Genomic DNA, 18,749 nt, shown 5'->3' with positions numbered 1-18,749 from the left:
CTGGGTCCGGGGGGCTCCGGCTTTTGTGAGCGAGAGGGATGCAATGGGTTTTGCGCGAAGTACTTCGATCCACGCGATGCCGGGGGTGACTGTCCACGTTTCCACCGTGACCGTCACCACGTACGTGGGGCGGACGAGGCTCCTCGGGGCAACGCCGGTGTCGACACTGGCGGGACAAGCCTCCCTTGGATCCCCCATGCTTAACGCATCCGGTCAATACTTCGCACCCGCTCCCGGAACCCCCGCACCCGCGCCGAGGCCGGGTTTGCTCGCACCCAGGGAAGAAAAAGCCCTCTACGCCTACGGGGTGACCCGCACGGCCGCCGGGCTGGACCCCCTGGTGCTGCAGCATCCCGTATACGGGCAGGCGGCTGCAGCCCTGCTGGGGCTGCAGCTGCTGCACGCCGGAGATCACGAGGCGTGTGTCCGGCAGCTGCAGAGTGCTATCCATGCTCCCGAGCCTGTCGAAACCAATCTGTTTGTCCTGAAGTACCTCCCCGGCTTTAGCTTCACCCTGGAAATAGCGGGCGGCGTGAGCGTTCGGCTTCCTTTGACGAACGCCGCGCTCACCCTGGCACTCGCGGAGGGGCTCCAATCGCTGGGGAGGGGTCCCGAAGCCATCCAGTACATTGAACAGCTTGAGCCGACGCTTCCGGCGCTGCTGAGCCTAACCGAGCTTTATTCGGATCGCCGCGACTGGGAAGAGGTTCTTCGGTTGACCGACGGGGTCAACGTGGACTCAGACGTCACCGCTTTGCTGGCTATCCTCAGGTCCCAGGCGCACCTTGAACTCGGTCACCGGGTGGCAGCCGAGGAATGTTTGGAACCCGTGACAGAGAACCGCGGGTTGTCCAGGAACGTCCGCTTCAAAGCTTTGGTCCTCCGCTCGAATATCCACCTCGCGGAGCACGAATACGGCCCGGCCGTTGCGGACCTGGAGAAGATCCTGGCCGAGGACTCGCAGATTCCGGGGATCCGCGAGGCCATCGCGAGGTTCAGGAAGATCAGCCAGGACAAGGTTGAGGCCGAACCGGTCCCGGCAAAGCGTACGGGCGGCCGGGCAGCAGGCTTCTATCCGGATCCCGAAGGTGTTGCACCGTTCCGCTACTGGGACGGGGAAGCCTGGACCTCCCGGGTCCGCATGACGCAGTTGTAGGAGGGCCCGGACGCCTGGCTACCCCTCCGGCCGGTTCCGGTTGTAGCTGTCCGAACGCTGCTGGCCGCTGAGCTCGGCGATGGCGTCCATGACCCGGTCGGTGGCCTGGCGGCGGGCCGGCAGCGCATGCTCCGGACCGGTCTTCTGGAAGTACAGCGGCTGCCCCACCTTCAGGGTGAAGTGCCCGGGCTTGACGGTTTTCTTGCCGGCGGGCTGCAGTTTGTCGGTGTCGATGAGCCCCACCGGCACCACCGGTGCCCCGGAGGTCAGCGCCAGCCAGCCCACGCCGGTGCGGCCGCGGTAAAGCAGCCCGTCGCGGGAGCGGGTGCCTTCGGGGTAAATCCCGACGCCGCCGCCCTCCTCGAGGATGTCCAGCAGGGTCTTGAGTGCCGCAACGCTGGCCGCCTGCTGGTCGCGCTGCACCGGAATGGAACCGACGCCCTCGAAGAAGCTTTTCATCGCGAGTCCCTTGAGGCCGGTACCGGTAAAGTACTCGGCTTTGGCGAAGAATCCCACTCGGCGGGGCAGCAGGGCCTGGACCAGGACGCTGTCCAGGAAGGACTGGTGGTTGCAGGCGACAATGAACGGCCCGTGAGCCGGAACATGCTCAAGCCCGGTGATCGTGGGCCGGCAGAGACCGGCGACAAGCCCGCGGGTGCTTGCGCGGGTCAGGTTATACAGAACCATTCAGTGCCGCTCCGTTCTGTGCATAGGCCAGCACAGCATCGGCCAGTTCTTCCGCGGTGTCAACGACGACGGCGGCCCCCGCCGTTTCGAGCTCACCGGCGGCAGCGAAGCCCCAGGACACACCGATGCAGTCGATTCCGTTGGCAGCGGCTCCCTCGCAGTCGTGCCGGCGGTCCCCGATCATGACGGCACGGTCGTAGGAGCCCGCGTGCCGGTCCAGGGCGGCGCGGATGATGCCGGCCTTGCCGTCCAGCGCGGCTGCGGCCTGCTCGTCTGCCGGTGAGCCGTGTACGGAGGCGAAAAGGGTACCCATCCCCTGCACCCCGAGCAGATCCATGGCCAAGTGCTCGGGTTTCTGGGTGGCCACGGCCACGGTGTGCTCGGTGCGCAGCTTCTCCACCAGTTCCCGGATACCCGGGTAAGGCCGGCTCTGCGCCATGCCTGTCTGCCGGTAGCCCTGGCGGTAGTGCCGGATCACCGCTTCCAGGCGGTCCTGGGGAACGCCGGCAATTTCACGCAGGGACGTGACCAGCGAGGGGCCGACCATCCGGAAGAGGTCCGCCTCTGACGGCTGCGGCAGCCCGCAGGCGGTGAGGGCGGAACGGATGCCGCCCGTGATGGCACCGGCCGGATCAACCAGCGTTCCATCGAGATCGAACAGCACCAAAAGCCGGGGAGAAGTCACGGGCCTAAGTTTGGCATATCCGGGCGGCCTAAGGGAAAAAGGTATGCCCGGCGGAGTATATCTCCCGGGGGCCGATGTTCCCGGGACCGGGCCGGACATGCCGAAGGCCGGCGCCGCCCGCATGGGCGGCCGCCGGCCTTCATTGGACTACGGGTTGAGGATCTCCGCCAGGAACGTCGCGGTGTGGCTGCCTTCCACCTTGGCAACCTTCTCGGGGGTGCCGGAGGCAACCACCTTGCCGCCGCCGGTGCCGCCGTCGGGGCCGAGGTCGATGATCCAGTCGGCGCTCTTGATGACGTCAAGGTTGTGCTCGATGGTGATCACGGTGTTGCCCTTGTCCACCAGTCCCTGCAGCACCTCCAGCAGTTTGCGCACGTCTTCGAAGTGCAGGCCCGTGGTGGGCTCGTCGAGGACGTAGATGCTGCGGCCGTTGGAGCGCTTCTGCAGTTCACTGGCGAGCTTCACGCGCTGGGCTTCGCCGCCGGAGAGCGTGGTGGCGGGCTGGCCCAGCCGGACGTAGCCCAGGCCCACGTCCACCAGGGTGTTCAGGTGCCGGGAGATGGGACCGAAGGCGGCGAAGAACTCCGCTGCTTCCTCGATCGGCATGTCCAGCACCTCGGCGATGTTCTTGCCCTTGTAGTGCACCTCCATGGTTTCCCGGTTGAACCGGGCGCCGTGGCACACCTCGCAGGGCACATACACGTCGGGCAGGAAGTTCATCTCGATCTTCAGCGTGCCGTCACCGTGGCAGGCCTCGCAGCGGCCGCCCTTGACGTTGAAGGAGAAGCGGCCCGGCAGGTAGCCGCGGACCTTCGCCTCGTTGGTCTCGGCGAAGAGCTTGCGGATGTGGTCCCACACGCCGGTGTAGGTGGCCGGGTTGGACCGCGGGGTCCGTCCAATGGGGCTCTGGTCCACGTGGATGACCTTGTCCAGCTGCTCCAGGCCCTCGACCCGGGTGTGCCGCCCGGCGACGTGCTTGGCGCCGTTGAGCTTATTCGCCATGGTCTTGTAGAGGATGTCGTTGATCAGCGTGGACTTGCCGGATCCGCTGACACCCGTCACGGCCGTGAAGACGCCCAGCGGAACATCCACGTTCAGGTTCTGCAGGTTGTTTTCCCGCGCACCAACGATCTTCAGCTGGCGGGACTTGTCCACCTTGCGCCGCTTGGCCGGGATTTCGATCTTCTTGCGGCCGGACAGGTAGGCGCCGGTGATGGAACGCTCGTTGGTCAGCAGCTCCGCCAACGGGCCGGAGTGCACCACCTCGCCGCCGCGCTCTCCTGCGCCGGGGCCGACGTCGACAATCCAGTCCGCTTCCTGGATGGTGTCTTCGTCGTGTTCCACCACGATCAGGGTGTTACCCAGGCTGCGCAGCCGGATCAGGGTATCGATCAGGCGCCGGTTGTCCTTCTGGTGCAGGCCGATGGACGGCTCATCCAGGACGTACAGCACGCCGACGAGGCCGGAGCCGATCTGCGTGGCCAGACGGATGCGCTGGGCCTCGCCGCCGGACAGCGTGGCCGCCGGGCGGTTCAGGCTCAGGTACTCCAGGCCGACGTCGAGCAGGAAGGTCAGGCGGGCCTGGATCTCCTTCAGCACCTGGTTGGCAATCTGTGCTTCGCGCCCGGTGAGGACCAGAGTGTTGAGGAAGTCCGCGGCTTCACGCAGCGGCAGGGCGCTGATCTCGGCAATGTTGCGGCCGTTGATCAGCACGGACAGGGACGCCGGGTTCAGGCGCGCTCCCCCGCACTCGGGGCAGGCGATTTCCCGCATGTACTCTTCGTACCGGTCACGGGCGTGGTCCGATTCGGTTTCCCCGTGCTTGCGGTGGATGTACTGGATGACGCCTTCAAAGCCGGTGCTGTACTTGCGTTCGCGGCCGAAGCGGTTCCGGTACTGGACCACCACCTTGTGGTCCTTGCCGTTGAGCACTGCCTCGCGCACCTTGGCCGGCAGCTTCTTCCAGGGGGTGTCCATGGAGAAGCCCATGTCCTTGGCCAGGCCGTCGAGCAGCCGGTTCCAGTACTCGGTGGTGGCGGTGCCCAGGGACCACGGGGCGATGGCGCCCTCGGCCAGGGACTTGGAAGGATCAGGAATGATCAGGTCCTCATCGACTTCCAGCCGGGACCCGATGCCGGTGCAGACCGGGCAGGCCCCGAACGGGTTGTTGAAGGAGAAGGACCGCGGTTCGATTTCGTCGATGGCCAGCGGATGCTCGTTCGGGCAGGCCAGGTTCTCGGAGAAGGTTCGGGTACGTTCGCTGCTGTCCTCGGGGATGTCGACGAAGTCCACCACCACGCGGCCGTCGGCCAGACCGAGCCCGGTTTCCACCGAGTCCGTGAGCCGCTGCCGGATGCCGTCCTTGGCCACCAGGCGGTCCACGACCACTTCGATGTTGTGCTTGTACTGCTTGCCGAGCTTGGGCGGATCGGACAGCTGGATCTGCTTGCCGTCCACCCGGGCACGGGAGTAGCCCTTGGCAGCGAGTTCCTTGAACAGGTCGACGAATTCGCCCTTCCGGCCGCGGACCACCGGGGCCAGGATCTGGAAGCGGGTTCCCTCTTCCAGTTCGAGGAGCTGGTCCACGATCTGCTGCGGGGTCTGCCGGCTGACGGGCTCGCCGCAGACCGGGCAGAAGGGCCGCCCCACACGGGCCCAGAGGAGGCGCATGTAGTCGTGGATCTCGGTGATGGTGCCAACCGTGGACCGTGGGTTCTTGCTGGTGGACTTCTGGTCGATCGAGACGGCGGGCGAAAGCCCCTCGATGAAGTCGACGTCGGGCTTGTCCACCTGGCCGAGGAACATGCGCGCGTACGCGGACAAGGACTCGACGTAACGCCGCTGGCCCTCCGCGAAGATGGTGTCGAAGGCCAGGGAGGATTTGCCTGAACCGGACAGGCCGGTGAACACGATCATGGCGTCCCGCGGCAGGTCCAGGTCAACGTTGCGGAGGTTGTGCTCGCGCGCACCTTTCACTACCAGGCGGGAAAGGTCATTGGCTTTATGCGGCACGAACGTGGTGTCAGCCGTCGGAAGAGTCGATTTAGGCACGTTTTCCACTGTAGTTCAAACGCCGATTCGAAAAAGTATTCGACCCCCCGGGTTTCGCCGCGGGCGAAGCCGAGCCGGCCCGGCCTGCACGGGGTCCCACGGTTTGGGGCGGCTGGTACCGTCTGGGATCCCACGAGCATCAGCAGTGCCACCGAGTGGGATGCTGTGCTGTGGGGCGGCGTTGCGGGGACACGCCAGCGCGCAGAATCGCAAGCCGGAGCGGAGGTTTCGGTTTACTGCAGGGCCGCCCGCAGGAGGGACACGGCGTCGTCATCCGAGACGCCGTTGGCCCGCACCGCCGCGGCATACGCGGCGGCAGCTTCCGCCACCCGGCCGCGGCCGGTATCGCCGCCCGCCGCGACAACCGTGCCGGCGCGGGACCGCGTGGTGACCACCTGCGCCTGCTCCAGCTCCCGGTAGGCCTTCGCCACCGTGTTGACGGCCAGTCCGAGGTGTCCGGCAAGTGCACGCACCGGTGGAAGCCGGGTCCCGATGGCGAGGCGTCCCTCGTTCACGGCGTCCAGGATCTGCAGGCGCAGCTGTTCGTAGGGCGGGACCGAGCTGGCCGCGTCGATCCGGACTCCTGCCAGCACACCGGCATCGTTGCCGGCAGGAGTCAGTGCGGTTGCATGGGTTGTGTCAGGCGTCATGCTGCAATGCTAGTGCCCGGCCGGATCGGCCGGCGCCGAAACCCCGCCCGCGTCCGGCCCGGCGACGTCCGCCGCGGCCTCCTGAGCGGGTCCCGCGAACTGGGAGCGGTAGAGCTCGGTGTAGAACCCCTCGGCCTCCAGCAGCGCTTCATGGGTTCCCTGCTCCACAATCCGCCCGTCCCGCACCACCAGGATGATGTCCGCGTCCCGGATGGTGGACAGGCGGTGGGCAATCACGAAGCTGGTGCGGTCCTGCCGCAGGGCGTTCATTGCCAGCCGGATGGCGATTTCGGTGCGGGTGTCCACGGAACTGGTCGCTTCGTCCAGCACCAGGATGGACGGGTTCGAAAGCCAGGCCCGGGCGATTGTCAGCAACTGCCGCTGGCCCTGGCTCAGCGCCCCGCCGTCGTAGCCGAGTACGGTGTCGTAGCCCTCCGGGAGGGATCGGACGAAGTGGTCCACGTGGGTGGCCTGCGCCGCCTCGACAATCTGTTCCTCCGTGGCGCCGGGTGCGCCGTAGGCCAGGTTCTCCCGCACCGTGCCCTCGAACAGCCAGGCGTCCTGAAGCACCATGCCGATGTGGCTGCGCAGTTCCTCGCGGCGCAGCCGGGCAATGTCGACCCCGTCGATGGTGATGCGGCCCGCGTCCACCTCGTAGAAACGCATCAGGAGGTTGACCAAGGTGGTCTTGCCGGCGCCGGTGGGGCCCACGATGGCCACGGTCTGCCCGGGCTCCGCGGTGAAGGACAGATTGCGAATCAACGGCGCATCGGGGCTGTAGCTGAAGGAGACGTCTTCGAAGGCAACCCGGCCCCGCACAGCCTTCAGGTGTTCGGGCCGGGAAGGGTCCGGCTGCTGCTCCTTCGCGTCAAGCAGGGCGAACACCCGTTCGGCGGAGGCGACGCCGGACTGGAGCATGTTGATCAGCCCGCCGAGCTGTCCCAGCGGCTGGCTGAACTGGCGGCTGTACTGCACGAAGGCCTGCACGCCGCCGATGGACAGCTGCCCGCCGGCAACCTGCAGTCCGCCGACGACCGCCACGGCCACGTAATTGAGGTTCGAGATGAACATCATGGCCGGCATGATGATGCCCGAGACGAACTGGGCGCGGAAGGCGGAGCGGTACAAACGGTTGTTGGCGGGGGCAAAGCCTTCGATGACCCGCTCCTGCTGGCCGAACGCCTTCACCACGTCCTGTCCGGTGAACATTTCCTCGATATAGCCGTTCACCTCGCCGGTGGACTTCCACTGGGTTTTGAACTCTGCCTGCGAGCGCCGGGCAATGAGGACGGTGACCAGGGCCGAGACGGGCACGGTAATCACGGCGATCAGAGCCAGCAGCGGGGAGATGGACACCATCATTGCCAGCACGCCCGCGATGGTCAGGACCGAGGTGATGATCTGGGTCAGGCTCTGGGAGAGGGTCTGGGCCAGGTTGTCGATGTCGTTGGTGACCCGGCTGAGGACGTCACCCCGCGATTGCTGCTGGAAGTGGGACATGGGCAGCCGGAACAGTTTGCCGTCGACGTCGCGGCGCAGCCGGTACATGGCGTTCTGCACGATGCGGGCGGTCACCCGTGCCTGGAACCAGCCGAAGGCGAAGGCCGCCAGGTAGATCCCCAGCACGCCGAGCAGGATCCCCGCCAGTCTCCCGAAGTCCAGCCCCTGTCCCGGGACCACGTCCATCGCCGCGAGCATGTCCGCCAGTTGCCGCTCCCCCGAGTCCCGCAGTGCCTGTACCTGTGCCTCCTTGGACATCCCCGCGGGCAGGCCCTGGCCGATGAAGCCGTCGAAGATGACGTTGGTGGCCTCCCCGAGGATCCGGGGCGCGCTGACGGCGAGCGCCACGGAGACGACGGCGGCAACCAGTACCGCCGCTACCCGTATCCGGTCCGGTGCCATCAGCACCAGGATCCGACGGACACTGGCGGCGAAGTTCTCCGGCTTGACGGTTGCGGCAGCTCCCGGGCGTCCCCGTACCCCCGGCGTACTCATGCCACTTCCTCTGCGGTGAGCTGCGAAGCGACGATCTCCCGGTAGGTGTCCGAGGATGCCATCAGCTCCGCGTGGGTTCCCTGCCCCGCGATCCGCCCTTCTTCGAGCACCAGGATCTTCGCGGCGTCGGTAATGGTGTTCACCCGCTGTGCCACGACGATTACCGTGGCATCCCGGGTCTGCGGCCTCAGCGCCGCCCGGAGCCGGGCATCCGTGGCGAAGTCGAGGGCGGAGAAGCTGTCGTCGAAGAGGTAGATGGACGGCCGGACCACCAGTGCCCGGGCAATCGCCAGACGCTGCCGCTGCCCCCCCGAGAAGTTGGCCCCGCCCTGTTCCACCTGATGGTCCAGTCCCCCCTCTGCGGCCCGGACGAAGTCAGCCGCCTGGGCGGTCTCCAGGGCCTCCCAGAGTTCAGCGTCGGTGGCGTCCGGCCGGCCGAAGCGCAGGTTCGAGGCGATGGTGCCGCTGAAGAGGTAGGCACGCTGTGGCACCAGCCCGATGCCGCGGCGCAGCGAGGACAGGGTCACCCCGGCAATGTCCTGCCCGTCGACGGCAATGCTGCCGGAGGTGGAGTCGAGCAGCCGCGGAACCAGGTTGAGCAGCGTGGTCTTCCCCGCCCCCGTGGAACCGATGATGGCTGTGGTCTCCCCGGGCAGGGCCTCGAAGCTGAGGTTGAACAGCACCGGGTCCTCGGCGCCCGGGTAGCTGTACCCGACGTCGGTAAAGGTGAGCCTCCCGCCGTCGTACGCCAGTTTCCCCGCCCCGGGGGCATCGGCAACGCTGGTGCGGGTATCCAGCACTTCGAAGATACGTTCGGCGCAGACCGCTGCACGGGGAAGCATCATGATCATGAACATGGACATCATCACCGCCATCAGGATCTGCATGATGTACGCGATAAATGCCGTAAGTGCACCGATCTGCATCTGCCCGGCGTCAATCCGGAACGCGCCGAACCAGATCACCGCGACCGTCGCGAGGTTGGCGACCAGCATGGCGGCGGGAAACAGCAGGGCCAGCAGCTGGCTCACCCGCAGCTGAGTGGAGGTGAGGTCCCTGTTCGCCCCGGCGAAGCGGTCCTGCTCGGAGTGCTCCCGGATGAACGCGCGGATGACGCTGATTCCCATGATCTGTTCCCGCAGGACCGAGTTGACCCGGTCGATCTGCCGCTGGGCCCGCCGGAACAGGGGAATCAGGCGCTTCAGCACCAGTCCGATCACCAGGAACAGTGCGGGCAGGATCAACAGCAGGATGCCGGAGAGCGGTATGTCCTGGTTCAGTGCCAGCAGCACCCCGCCCACTCCCATGATGGGAGCCGAAACCATCATGGTGAACGTCATCAGCAGGGTCATCTGCACCTGCTGCACGTCATTGGTGGTCCGGGTAATCAGCGACGGCGGGCCGAACAGCCCGACTTCCCGGGAGGAAAAGGTCTCCACATTGGTGAACAGGGCCGCCCGGATATTGCGGCCGGCGCTCATGGCCACCCGCGACGCCAGATAGGTGGCCGAGACGGAACACAGGACCTGGCCTGCCGTGACGGCAAGCATCCAGCCGCCCACCTGCATGATGACGTCCGTGTCCCCGGTAACCACGCCGCGGTCAATAATGTCCGCGTTCAGGGTGGGCAGATACAGCGTGGCGACGGTCTGCAGCAGCTGCAGGAGAACGACGGCGGCCACGGCGCCTTTATAGGGGGCCAGATTTTCCCGGACCAGCCTCAGAAGCATCCTTGCAACGTACGCCCGTCCGCGAGCGCAGACAATACCCGGATAGGACTGCTGCCCCCGGGCCGGTGCGGGGCCGGATCGCTAGACTGGCGGAATGGAAGACCTGGAGAACATCACTATCCGCAGCGTGTCCGTCAGCGAGATGGACAACAACGTCTACCTGCTCACCGGTAAGGCGTCCGGTGCTCAGGTGCTTATCGATGCCGCCGCCGACTTCCCCGCCATTCAGCGGCTGCTGGCCGAAGGTGCGCAGGACGCGGCAGTGCCGGCGAAGCTGGAACTGGTCATCACCACGCACAGCCACTGGGACCATGTCCGGGCGCTCGCCGAAACGGCGGCGGCCACCGGCGCGAAGACCGCGGCCGGTACGGCGGACATCCCCGACATTGAGGTACCCACGCTTGTTCCCCTGGAGCACGGGGACACCGGCACGTTCCCCGACTTCGAGCTGGAGGCGATCTCGCTGCGCGGCCACACACCGGGATCCGTTGCCCTGCTCTACCGTGACCCGCACGGACCGGCCCACCTGTTTACCGGGGATTCGCTCTTCCCCGGCGGGCTGGGCAACACGCAGAAGGATCCGGAACGGTTTGCGCAGCTGTACCAGGATGTATTCGAACGTGTGTTCGATTATCTGCCGGATGACACCGTGGTGCACCCCGGTCACGGCGCCGGCACCACGCTGGGGGCCGAGCGTCCGCACCTGCGGGAATGGAAGGAACGCGGCTGGTAGCTGCCGCGTTCCTTGCCGTTAGGGTGCGCCGCTAGGCCGCCTTCCGCCCCACCATAAACAGGCGCCGGAACGGAAAGACTGTTCCCCAGGCGTGCTGCGGGTAGGCCTCGCGCAGCAGCGCCGCGTATTCGGTTTCGAAGGCGGCGAAGTCGTCGGCGGACAACGCGTTGATCACCGGACGCAGGGCGGTGCCGCGTACCCATTCCAGGACCGGGTCCACGCCGGGCAGGACCTGGGAGTAGCTGGTCTCCCAGACATCCGCTTCGAATCCGGCCTCGGTGAAGAGGGCAAGGTAGTCCCGGGGTTCGTCCACGGCGTCGGCATGGCGCAGCACCCCCTCCAGCTTCGGGGCCCAGGCGGCGCTCGCCGCCAGCTCCCGCATCAGCACGTGCGAGGGTGCGGTGAAGTTGCCAGGCACCTGCACGGCCAGCCAGGCGCCGTCGTCGAGCTGCTTGGCCCACCGGCGCATCAGGTCCTGGTGGCCCGGCACCCACTGCAGTGCGGCGTTGGACACCACCACGTCCGTGCCCGGCTCCGGTTCCCAGTCCTCGATCCGGCCCTGCACGAAGTCCAGGTTCGACGGCGCGCCCTCCAGGGCCCGGGCCGAGTCGACCATCTCCTGCGAGGAATCGACGCCGGTGACCTGCGCCTGCGGCCAGCGGGCCGCGAGCGAGGCGGTGAGGGCCCCTGTGCCGCAGCCGAGGTCCACCACCCGGGCCGGGGAAGAAGCCGCTACCCGGGCCGTGAGGTCGAAGAACGGACGGTCGCGGTGCGAGGAGAACTGTGTGTACTTTTCCGGGTCCCATTTCATGCGCCCGAGCCTACCGCCGCACCCCGCGGAAAACGGGACCGGCACGTCCCCGTTAGTCTGGTATGGACATGAAACTTCTTGAGCAGCTTGCCTCCGGCCCGTCCAGCACCCGCACCATCGATCCCGACGAGACCTACACGTCCTTCCTGGAGTGGGTGGAGAGCCGGGGAATGTCGCTGTACCCGGCGCAGGACGAGGCAGTGATGGAGCTGGTGACGGGGAACAACGTCATCCTGGCCACCCCCACCGGGTCCGGCAAGTCCATGGTGGCGATTGCTGCGCATTTCCACGCCATGGCGCACGATGAGCGCAGCTACTACACCGCCCCCATCAAGGCCCTGGTGTCGGAGAAGTTCTTCGCGCTGTGCGAAATCTTCGGCGCCGAGAACGTCGGCATGGTCACCGGTGACTCCTCGGTGAACAAGGACGCCCCCATCATCTGCTGCACCGCGGAGATCCTGGCCAACATTGCCCTGCGCGAAGGCCCCGACGCCGACCTGGGCACCGTCATCATGGATGAGTTCCACTTCTACTCGGACCCGCAGCGCGGCTGGGCCTGGCAGGTTCCGCTGCTGGAACTGCCGCAGGCGCAGTTCCTGCTGATGTCCGCCACCCTGGGCGACATGACCCGGATCGCGAATGAACTCAGTGAACTCACCAACCGGGACACCGTCACGGTGTCTTCCGTGCAGCGGCCCATCCCCCTGCATTACTACTACGTGGAGACCCCGGTCCAGGAATCCCTCGAGGAGCTGCTGGCCACCAAGCAGGTCCCGGTCTACGTAGTGCACTTTTCCCAGATCGAAGCCATTGACCGGGCCCAGGCCCTGATGAGCATCAATGTCTGCACCCGCGAGGAAAAGGACCGGATCGCGGAGCTGATTGCCGGCTTCCGGTTCGCCCCGGGCTTCGGCAAGACGCTGAACCGGCTGGTCCGGCACGGCATCGGCGTGCACCACGCCGGCATGCTGCCCAAGTACCGCCGCCTGGTGGAGCAGCTGGCGCAGGCCGGCCTGCTGAAGGTCATCTGCGGCACCGACACCCTGGGCGTCGGCATCAATGTGCCCATCCGCACCGTGCTGATCACCGCCCTGTCCAAGTACGACGGCACCCGCACCCGGCCCCTGAAGGTCCGCGAGTTCCACCAGATCGCCGGACGTGCCGGGCGGGCCGGCTACGACACGGCCGGCACCGTCGTCGTACAGGCACCGGAACACGTGATCGAAAACGTCAAGGCCATGGCCAAGGCGCAGGCGAAGTTCGGCGACGACCAGAAGAAGCTGCGCCAGGTGGTGAAGAAGAAACCGCAGGCCGGTTTCGTGTCCTGGGGCAAGCCCACCTTCGAGAAGCTCGTGGACGGCACCCCGGAACCGCTGACCTCCAGCTTCAACATCACCCACTCCATGCTGCTGAACCTGCTGGAGCGTCCGGGCGATCCGTTCACTGCGGCCAAAAAGCTGCTCACCAACAACCATGAGACGCGGTCCTCGCAGCTGGCCCTGATGAAGAAGGCCCTGAGCATCTACCGGGAACTGAAGACCGCCGGCATTGTCGAGGTGCTGCCCGAGCCCGACGCCGACGGCCGCACCGTCCGCCTGAAGGTGCACCTGCAGCCGAACTTCGCCCTCAACCAGCCGCTGTCCCCGTTTGCCATGGCCTCCCTGGAGATCCTGGACCCGGACAGCCCGTCCTACGCCCTGGACGTGGTGTCCGTGATCGAGGCGATCATGGAAAAGCCACGGCAGGTCCTCTCCGCCCAGGAGAAGAAGGCCCGCGGCGAGGCGATCGCCGCCATGAAGTCCCAGGGCATCGAGTACGACGAGCGCATGGCGCTGCTCGAGGAAGTCACCTATCCGCAGCCGCTGGCCGAGCTCCTGGAGCAGTCCTTCGAGGTGTACCGGTCCGGTGCCCCCTGGCTGGGCGAGTTCGAGCTCAGCCCCAAGTCGATTGTCCGCGACATGTACGAGCGGGCCATGAGCTTCGGCGAATACGTGCAGTTCTACTCGCTGGCCCGTTCCGAAGGCGTGCTGCTGCGCTACCTCTCGGACACCTACAAGGCCCTGCTGCACACCGTCCCTCCGGAACGGCTGCGCGAAGACCTGGAAGACATCATCGAGTGGCTGGGCGAACTGGTCCGCCAGACCGATTCCTCGCTGCTGGACGAATGGGAAGAGCTGACCAACGGCATCAACCCCAGTGCGTCTGACGAACCGGTGCTGCCGCCGGTGCCGGACCGGCTGACCGCCAACGTGCGCGCCTTCCGGGTCATGGTCCGCAACGAGATGTTCTCCCGGGTGAAGCTCTTTGCCGACGAGGACGACCGCGCCCTGGGCGAGCTCGACGGCGACGCCGGCTGGGACGCCGACCGCTGGGCAGAGGTCCTGGACGCGTACTTCGAGGAACACGAGGACATTGACGACGGCCCCGACGGCCGCGGCCCGAACCTGCTGATCATCAAGGAACTGCCCGGCAAATGGGAAGTCCGGCAGATTTTCAAGGACCCGGCCAACCACCTGGACTGGGGCATCACCGCGGAAGTGGACCTGGCCGCGTCGGACGAGGCCGGCAGCCCCGTCATCAAGGTGATCACCGCCGGACGGCTGGATTAGGCTGGGCAGCATGCAGATCCGTCCCGCACGCCGGGAAGACGTCCCCGTCATCCTCGAGCTGATCCATGACCTGGCCATCTACGAAAAAGAGCCGCACGCGGTGAAGAACACCGTTCAGGCGCTGGAAGCTAACCTCTTCGGCGAGCATCCGGCCATCTTCGCCCATGTGGCGGTGGACCGGGGCGCGGTGCAGGGCTTCGCTCTCTGGTTCCTGAACTACTCCACGTGGGAGGGCGTGCACGGCATCTACCTCGAGGACCTCTACGTCCGGCCCGAAGCGCGGGCCAGGGGCATCGGGAAGGCGCTGCTGCGCACGCTGGCGGAAACCGCCGTCGAGCGCGGCTACGCCCGGGTCGAGTGGTGCGTGCTGAACTGGAACGAGCCCTCCATCGGCTTCTACAAGTCCCTGGGTGCCCTCCCGCAGGACGACTGGACCACCTTCCGGCTCACCGGCGACGCGCTGGCCTCCTTCGGCGCCTCCCCGGAGGCGGCGAAGTGACGGCGGCCGTTCCGCACACGGCGTCGCGCACGTATCCGGTGCGCGGAATGAACGTGACGGACCACTGGTTCACGGTGCCGCTGGACCACGCGGTTCCGGACGGGGAGACCATTACCGTCTTTGCCCGCGAATACGTCGACGCCGAACTGCCCGCCGCCGAAGCGCAGGAGCTGCCGTGGCTGCTGTACCTGCAGGGCGGTCCGGGCGGCAAGGGCAACCGGCTGCTGCAGTTCGGCGGCTGGACGAAGGCCGCTTCCAAGCACTTCCGGATCCTGATGCTGGACCAGCGCGGGACCGGGCTCTCCACGCCGGCGGACCGGCAGACCCTGCCGCTGCGCGGAGACGCCGCGGCGCAGGCCGAGTACCTCACCCGTTTCCGGGCCGATTCCATCGTCGCGGACGCCGAGCTCACCCGGCAGGCGCTCGGCTCGGGTCCCTGGAGTACCTACGGGCAGAGCTACGGCGGCTTCTGCACCCTGAGCTATCTGTCCTTCGCGCCCCAGGGGCTGCGCGAATGCCTCATCACCGGCGGGCTGGCACCCCTGACTGGTCCGGCGGACCGGGTCTACGAGGCAACCTTCCGGCGGGTGGCCGCACGCAACGCCGAGTACTTCTCCCGCTACCCCGAGGACCGGGAAACCACTACGCGGATTGCCCGGCACCTCGAGTCCGTCCCGGAGTTCCTGCCCTCCGGGGAACGGCTGAGCGTACGGCGTTTCCAGATGGCCGGCTCCTATCTGGGCGGCAACACGCGGGTAGACGGCCTGCATTACCTGCTGCAGGAAGCCTTCATTCCCACCCCGGCCGGGGAACGCCTCTCCGACACCTTCCTGGAGGCCGTCCACGGGCTGGTCAGCCGGGCGGCGAATCCGCTGTACGCGGTGATGCACGAGTCCATCTACGGCCAGGGCGAAGCCACCAACTGGGCTGCGGAGCGCGTGCTGAAGTCCTTCCCCGAGTTCGAGCCCACGGCACCCGAGCCGCTCTTCACCGGTGAGATGGTCTACCCCTGGTACTTCGACGAGGACCCGGCACTGGTCCCGCTTCGCGACACAGCAGAATTGCTGGCCCGGAAGTCCGACTGGGACCCCCTCTACGACGCCGGCCAACTGGCCCGGAACACCGTGCCCGTGGCCGCCGCCGTCTACACGGACGACATTTACGTGGACCGGGACCTCTCCCTGGAGACTGCCGGTGCCGTGAAGGGACTTCAGGCCTGGGAAACCGCGGATTTCCACCATGACGGCATTGCGGACGACGGCGAGGCCATCTTCAACCGCCTGCTGGACATGGTCCGCGGCCAGGACGCATAGGGTCGGCAAACAAAAGGAAGGTCCCCGGTATACCGGGGACCTTCCTTTTGTTTGTCTTAGGGGCCGCTAGAGCGGACGGTCAGCGAGTTTCCGGACCCATTCCGGGGTGGGCTTGCCGAGCTTGCGGTCGGTGGTGAGGCGGAGCCGTGCGGCCCGGATCTGCACCCGTTCGCGGTCTCGATCTCGTTCTCGTTCAGCCTGATCGGCGGGAGCCTTAGAACCGCGTGCCAGCGGCAGTGCTGCTGTTGTCATCGTCAGCCTCCTCCGTTCCGGGTGCGCTCGTGATGTTTTCATTCTGGCTCATATCGCCGGTCGAGTCCACTATCGCCGTCAGCGGGCGTGCCCACGCAATGCTGATGATAGCCGCTTCCTCGGTTCCGGCAAGGTCGCTCTGGGCCAGCAGGTCCAGGACGCCCAGTCCCGTCTCCTGCCGCCGGGGATCATCAGACAGGGAAGCTTCGATGGCCCACTGGGCGCGGGTCCACCATTCCGAGCGTTGATCCGCCTTCCGGCGCTGCTCCAGTGTCTTCCAGCCGATAAAGAAGGTCAGGGCGCCGGCGAGCAGGACCGCCAGCGGGCCAAGGGCAGCGAGGATTTCCCACCATGGTGCACTGTCGACGGAAAGAGCCGGAGCACCATCCGGCAGCACCTCCGGCGGTACATCCGGAAGCGGGGAAGGCAGCGTCAAGAACATAACGCCAGCCTATCCGCCGCCTCTGACACCGCAGGGACCCGGGCAGCGCCCGCCTAGGCGTGCCCGGCGGCCTGCATCTGCCGCAGTTCCTTCTTCAGGTCCCCCACCTCGTCGCGCAGCCGGGCCGCCAATTCGAACTGCAGCTCGGCCGCAGCGGCATGCATCTGCTCGGTCATGGACGCGATCAGGCTGGTGAGGTCCTCGGCGGGGGCAGCTGCCAGACCGTCCTTCCGGACCCCCTTGCCCTTGCCCTTCGTCTTCTGCTTGGCCGCCTCCGCCAGGAGAGCCTTGGTGTCGGCGTCCTCGCGGGCCAGCTGGTCCGTGATGTCCGCGATCTTCTTGCGCAGCGGCTGCGGGTCCACGCCGTGCTTCTTGTTGTACGCCACCTGGATCTCGCGGCGGCGGTTGGTCTCGTCGATGGCCTTGGCCATGGAGTCGGTAATCCGGTCCGCGTACATGTGCACCTCGCCCGAGACGTTACGGGCGGCACGGCCGATGGTCTGGATCAGCGAGGTGGAGGAACGCAGGAAGCCCTCCTTGTCGGCGTCGAGGATGCTGACCAGGGACACCTCGGGAAGGTCGAGGCCTTCCCGGAGCAGGTTAATGCCGACCAGCACGTCGAAGGTGCCCATCCGCAGTTCGCGGAGCAGCTCCACGCGGCGCAGCGTGTCGACGTCGGAGTGCAGGTATTCCACCTTGACCCCGTGCTCCAGCAGATAGCCGGTCAGGTCCTCTGCCATCCGCTTGGTCAGGGTGGTCACCAGGACGCGTTCATCCCGTTCGGTACGGGTGCGGATCTCGCCGAGCAGGTCATCGATCTGGCCCTTGCTGGGCTTCACCACCACCTGCGGGTCCACCAGGCCGGTGGGCCGGATGATCTGTTCCACGTAGCCGTCCGCCTTGGACAGTTCGTACTTGCCGGGGGTGGCGGACATGTACACGGTCTGGCCGATCCGCTCCAGGAACTCGTCCCACTTGAGCGGGCGGTTGTCCATGGCCGAGGGCAGCCGGAAGCCGTGGTCCACCAGGGTGCGCTTGCGGGACATGTCGCCTTCGTACATGGCACCGATCTGCGGAATGGTGACGTGGGATTCGTCCACCACCAGCAGGAAGTCGTCCGGGAAGTAGTCCAGCAGGCAGTGCGGGGCGGTGCCCGGGCCGCGGCCGTCGATGTGCCGCGAGTAGTTCTCGATGCCGTTGCAGAAGCCCATCTGCTGCATCATTTCGAGGTCATAGGTGGTCCGCATCCGCAGCCGCTGCGCTTCCACCAGCTTGTTCTGCGATTCCAGTTCCTTCAGCCGCACCTGGAGCTCGTCCTCGATCTGGCGGATGGCACGGTGCATCCGGTCCTCGCCGGCCACGTAGTGCGACGCCGGGAAAACGTACATCTCCGTCTCTTCATGGATGACGTCGCCGGTCAGCGGATGAAGGGTGTAGATGTTCTCGATCTCGTCGCCGAAGAATTCAACGCGGATCGCGTTCTCTTCGTACATCGGGATGATTTCCACGGTGTCGCCGCGGACGCGGAAGGTGCCGCGGTGGAAGTCCATGTCATTGCGGACGTACTGCATGGCTACGAACCGGCGCAGCAGGTCATCGCGGTTCATCTGCTGGCCCCGGCGCAGGGTCACCATCGCCTCGATGTACTCTTCCGGGGTGCCCAGGCCGTAAATGCAGGACACGGTCGCCACCACGATGACGTCGCGCCGGGTCAGCAGGGCATTGGTGGCCGAGTGGCGCAGGCGTTCGACTTCCTCATTGATGGAGGAATCCTTCTCGATGAAGGTGTCCGTCTGCGGGACATAGGCTTCGGGCTGGTAGTAGTCGTAGTAGGAGACGAAGTACTCCACCGCGTTGTTGGGCAGCAGCTCCCGGAACTCGTTGGCCAGCTGGGCGGCCAGCGTCTTGTTCTGCACCATTACCAGCGTGGGCCGCTGCACCTGCTCCACCAGCCAGGCCGCCGTCGCGCTCTTACCGGTACCGGTGGCACCGAGCAGCACAACGTCCTTCTCGCCGGCATTGATCCGCTCGGCCAGTTCCTTGATGGCGGTGGGCTGGTCACCGGCGGGCTTGTAGTCACTGATGACCTCAAACGGTGCCACGACTCTCTTGATGTCCTGCGCAAGACTCATGCCT

Annotated in this window: 15 protein-coding genes; 5 read left to right on the top strand and 10 right to left on the bottom strand. The window is 66.5% G+C overall.

The features are described 5' to 3' along the window. The first annotated feature begins 265 nt into the window (after positions 1 to 265). On the top strand, positions 266 to 1,156 hold the full coding sequence (locus N2K98_RS08905) for a DUF2510 domain-containing protein (protein WP_255865578.1): 891 nt from the start codon (positions 266 to 268) through the stop codon (positions 1,154 to 1,156). A gap of 18 nt (positions 1,157 to 1,174) precedes the next feature. Here the strand turns inward: N2K98_RS08905 and N2K98_RS08900 are convergent, their stop codons facing one another. The 6 genes from N2K98_RS08900 to N2K98_RS08875 form a co-directional block, all read right to left on the bottom strand. Then, positions 1,175 to 1,843 carry a lysophospholipid acyltransferase family protein gene (locus N2K98_RS08900; RefSeq protein ID WP_227921743.1) on the bottom strand — a complete coding sequence of 223 codons (669 nt, stop codon included), beginning with the start codon at positions 1,841 to 1,843 and terminating at the stop codon, positions 1,175 to 1,177. Then, positions 1,830 to 2,528 (bottom strand): HAD hydrolase-like protein, encoded by a 699-nt coding sequence (locus N2K98_RS08895; protein WP_255865577.1) that lies wholly within the window; start codon positions 2,526 to 2,528, stop codon positions 1,830 to 1,832. Before N2K98_RS08895 ends, N2K98_RS08900 begins: the two co-directional genes overlap by 14 nt. A gap of 147 nt (positions 2,529 to 2,675) precedes the next feature. Next, the gene (uvrA, locus tag N2K98_RS08890; RefSeq protein ID WP_255797743.1) at positions 2,676 to 5,579 is read right to left on the bottom strand and encodes an excinuclease ABC subunit UvrA; all 2,904 of its coding nucleotides are present in this window, start codon (positions 5,577 to 5,579) and stop codon (positions 2,676 to 2,678) included. Between the two features lie 233 nt (positions 5,580 to 5,812). Beyond that, positions 5,813 to 6,229 (bottom strand): GntR family transcriptional regulator, encoded by a 417-nt coding sequence (locus tag N2K98_RS08885; protein ID WP_255865576.1) that lies wholly within the window; start codon positions 6,227 to 6,229, stop codon positions 5,813 to 5,815. A gap of 9 nt (positions 6,230 to 6,238) precedes the next feature. Beyond that, entirely contained in the window at positions 6,239 to 8,224 is a 1,986-nt protein-coding gene (locus N2K98_RS08880; RefSeq protein WP_255865575.1) for an ABC transporter ATP-binding protein, read from the bottom strand. Next, a complete protein-coding gene (locus N2K98_RS08875; protein WP_255797746.1) occupies positions 8,221 to 9,954 on the bottom strand; it encodes an ABC transporter ATP-binding protein in 1,734 nt (577 codons plus the stop codon). The genes N2K98_RS08880 and N2K98_RS08875 overlap by 4 nt, the downstream gene beginning before the upstream one ends. 94 nt (positions 9,955 to 10,048) lie before the next feature. Between N2K98_RS08875 and N2K98_RS08870 the strand changes: the two genes are divergently transcribed. Continuing rightward, on the top strand, positions 10,049 to 10,687 hold the full coding sequence (locus N2K98_RS08870) for an MBL fold metallo-hydrolase (protein ID WP_255865574.1): 639 nt from the start codon (positions 10,049 to 10,051) through the stop codon (positions 10,685 to 10,687). 31 nt (positions 10,688 to 10,718) lie between these two features. Here the strand turns inward: N2K98_RS08870 and N2K98_RS08865 are convergent, their stop codons facing one another. Continuing rightward, positions 10,719 to 11,498 (bottom strand): trans-aconitate 2-methyltransferase, encoded by a 780-nt coding sequence (locus N2K98_RS08865; RefSeq protein ID WP_255865573.1) that lies wholly within the window; start codon positions 11,496 to 11,498, stop codon positions 10,719 to 10,721. A gap of 68 nt (positions 11,499 to 11,566) precedes the next feature. Between N2K98_RS08865 and N2K98_RS08860 the strand changes: the two genes are divergently transcribed. From N2K98_RS08860 to N2K98_RS08850, 3 genes are read left to right on the top strand one after another with little or no spacing between them, the layout of a single operon-like run. After that, positions 11,567 to 14,107, top strand: coding sequence for a DEAD/DEAH box helicase (locus N2K98_RS08860; protein ID WP_255865572.1), 2,541 nt, complete (start codon positions 11,567 to 11,569; stop codon positions 14,105 to 14,107). Between the two features lie 10 nt (positions 14,108 to 14,117). Continuing rightward, positions 14,118 to 14,606: a GNAT family N-acetyltransferase gene (locus tag N2K98_RS08855; protein ID WP_255865571.1), complete on the top strand. Its 489-nt coding sequence runs from the start codon at positions 14,118 to 14,120 to the stop codon at positions 14,604 to 14,606. A gap of 47 nt (positions 14,607 to 14,653) precedes the next feature. Beyond that, positions 14,654 to 15,919, top strand: coding sequence for an alpha/beta fold hydrolase (locus tag N2K98_RS08850; RefSeq protein WP_255865634.1), 1,266 nt, complete (start codon positions 14,654 to 14,656; stop codon positions 15,917 to 15,919). 66 nt (positions 15,920 to 15,985) lie between these two features. On the opposite strand, the gene N2K98_RS08845 is transcribed toward N2K98_RS08850, so the two are convergent. The 3 genes from N2K98_RS08845 to uvrB are packed head-to-tail and all read right to left on the bottom strand — an operon-like array spanning position 15,986 to position 18,745. Continuing rightward, on the bottom strand, positions 15,986 to 16,171 hold the full coding sequence (locus tag N2K98_RS08845) for a hypothetical protein (protein WP_255865570.1): 186 nt from the start codon (positions 16,169 to 16,171) through the stop codon (positions 15,986 to 15,988). Continuing rightward, entirely contained in the window at positions 16,134 to 16,613 is a 480-nt protein-coding gene (locus tag N2K98_RS08840) for a hypothetical protein (protein WP_255865569.1), read from the bottom strand. The genes N2K98_RS08845 and N2K98_RS08840 overlap by 38 nt, the downstream gene beginning before the upstream one ends. A gap of 53 nt (positions 16,614 to 16,666) precedes the next feature. Next, on the bottom strand, positions 16,667 to 18,745 hold the full coding sequence (gene uvrB, locus N2K98_RS08835) for an excinuclease ABC subunit UvrB (protein ID WP_255797752.1): 2,079 nt from the start codon (positions 18,743 to 18,745) through the stop codon (positions 16,667 to 16,669). Positions 18,746 to 18,749 lie beyond the last annotated feature (4 nt).

Source organism: Arthrobacter jinronghuae (assembly GCF_025244825.1).
GTDB classification, from domain to species: domain Bacteria; phylum Actinomycetota; class Actinomycetes; order Actinomycetales; family Micrococcaceae; genus Arthrobacter_B; species Arthrobacter_B jinronghuae.
Note: the sequence above shows the minus strand (reverse complement) of the source record. Positions and strands in the feature narration are given on the sequence as shown.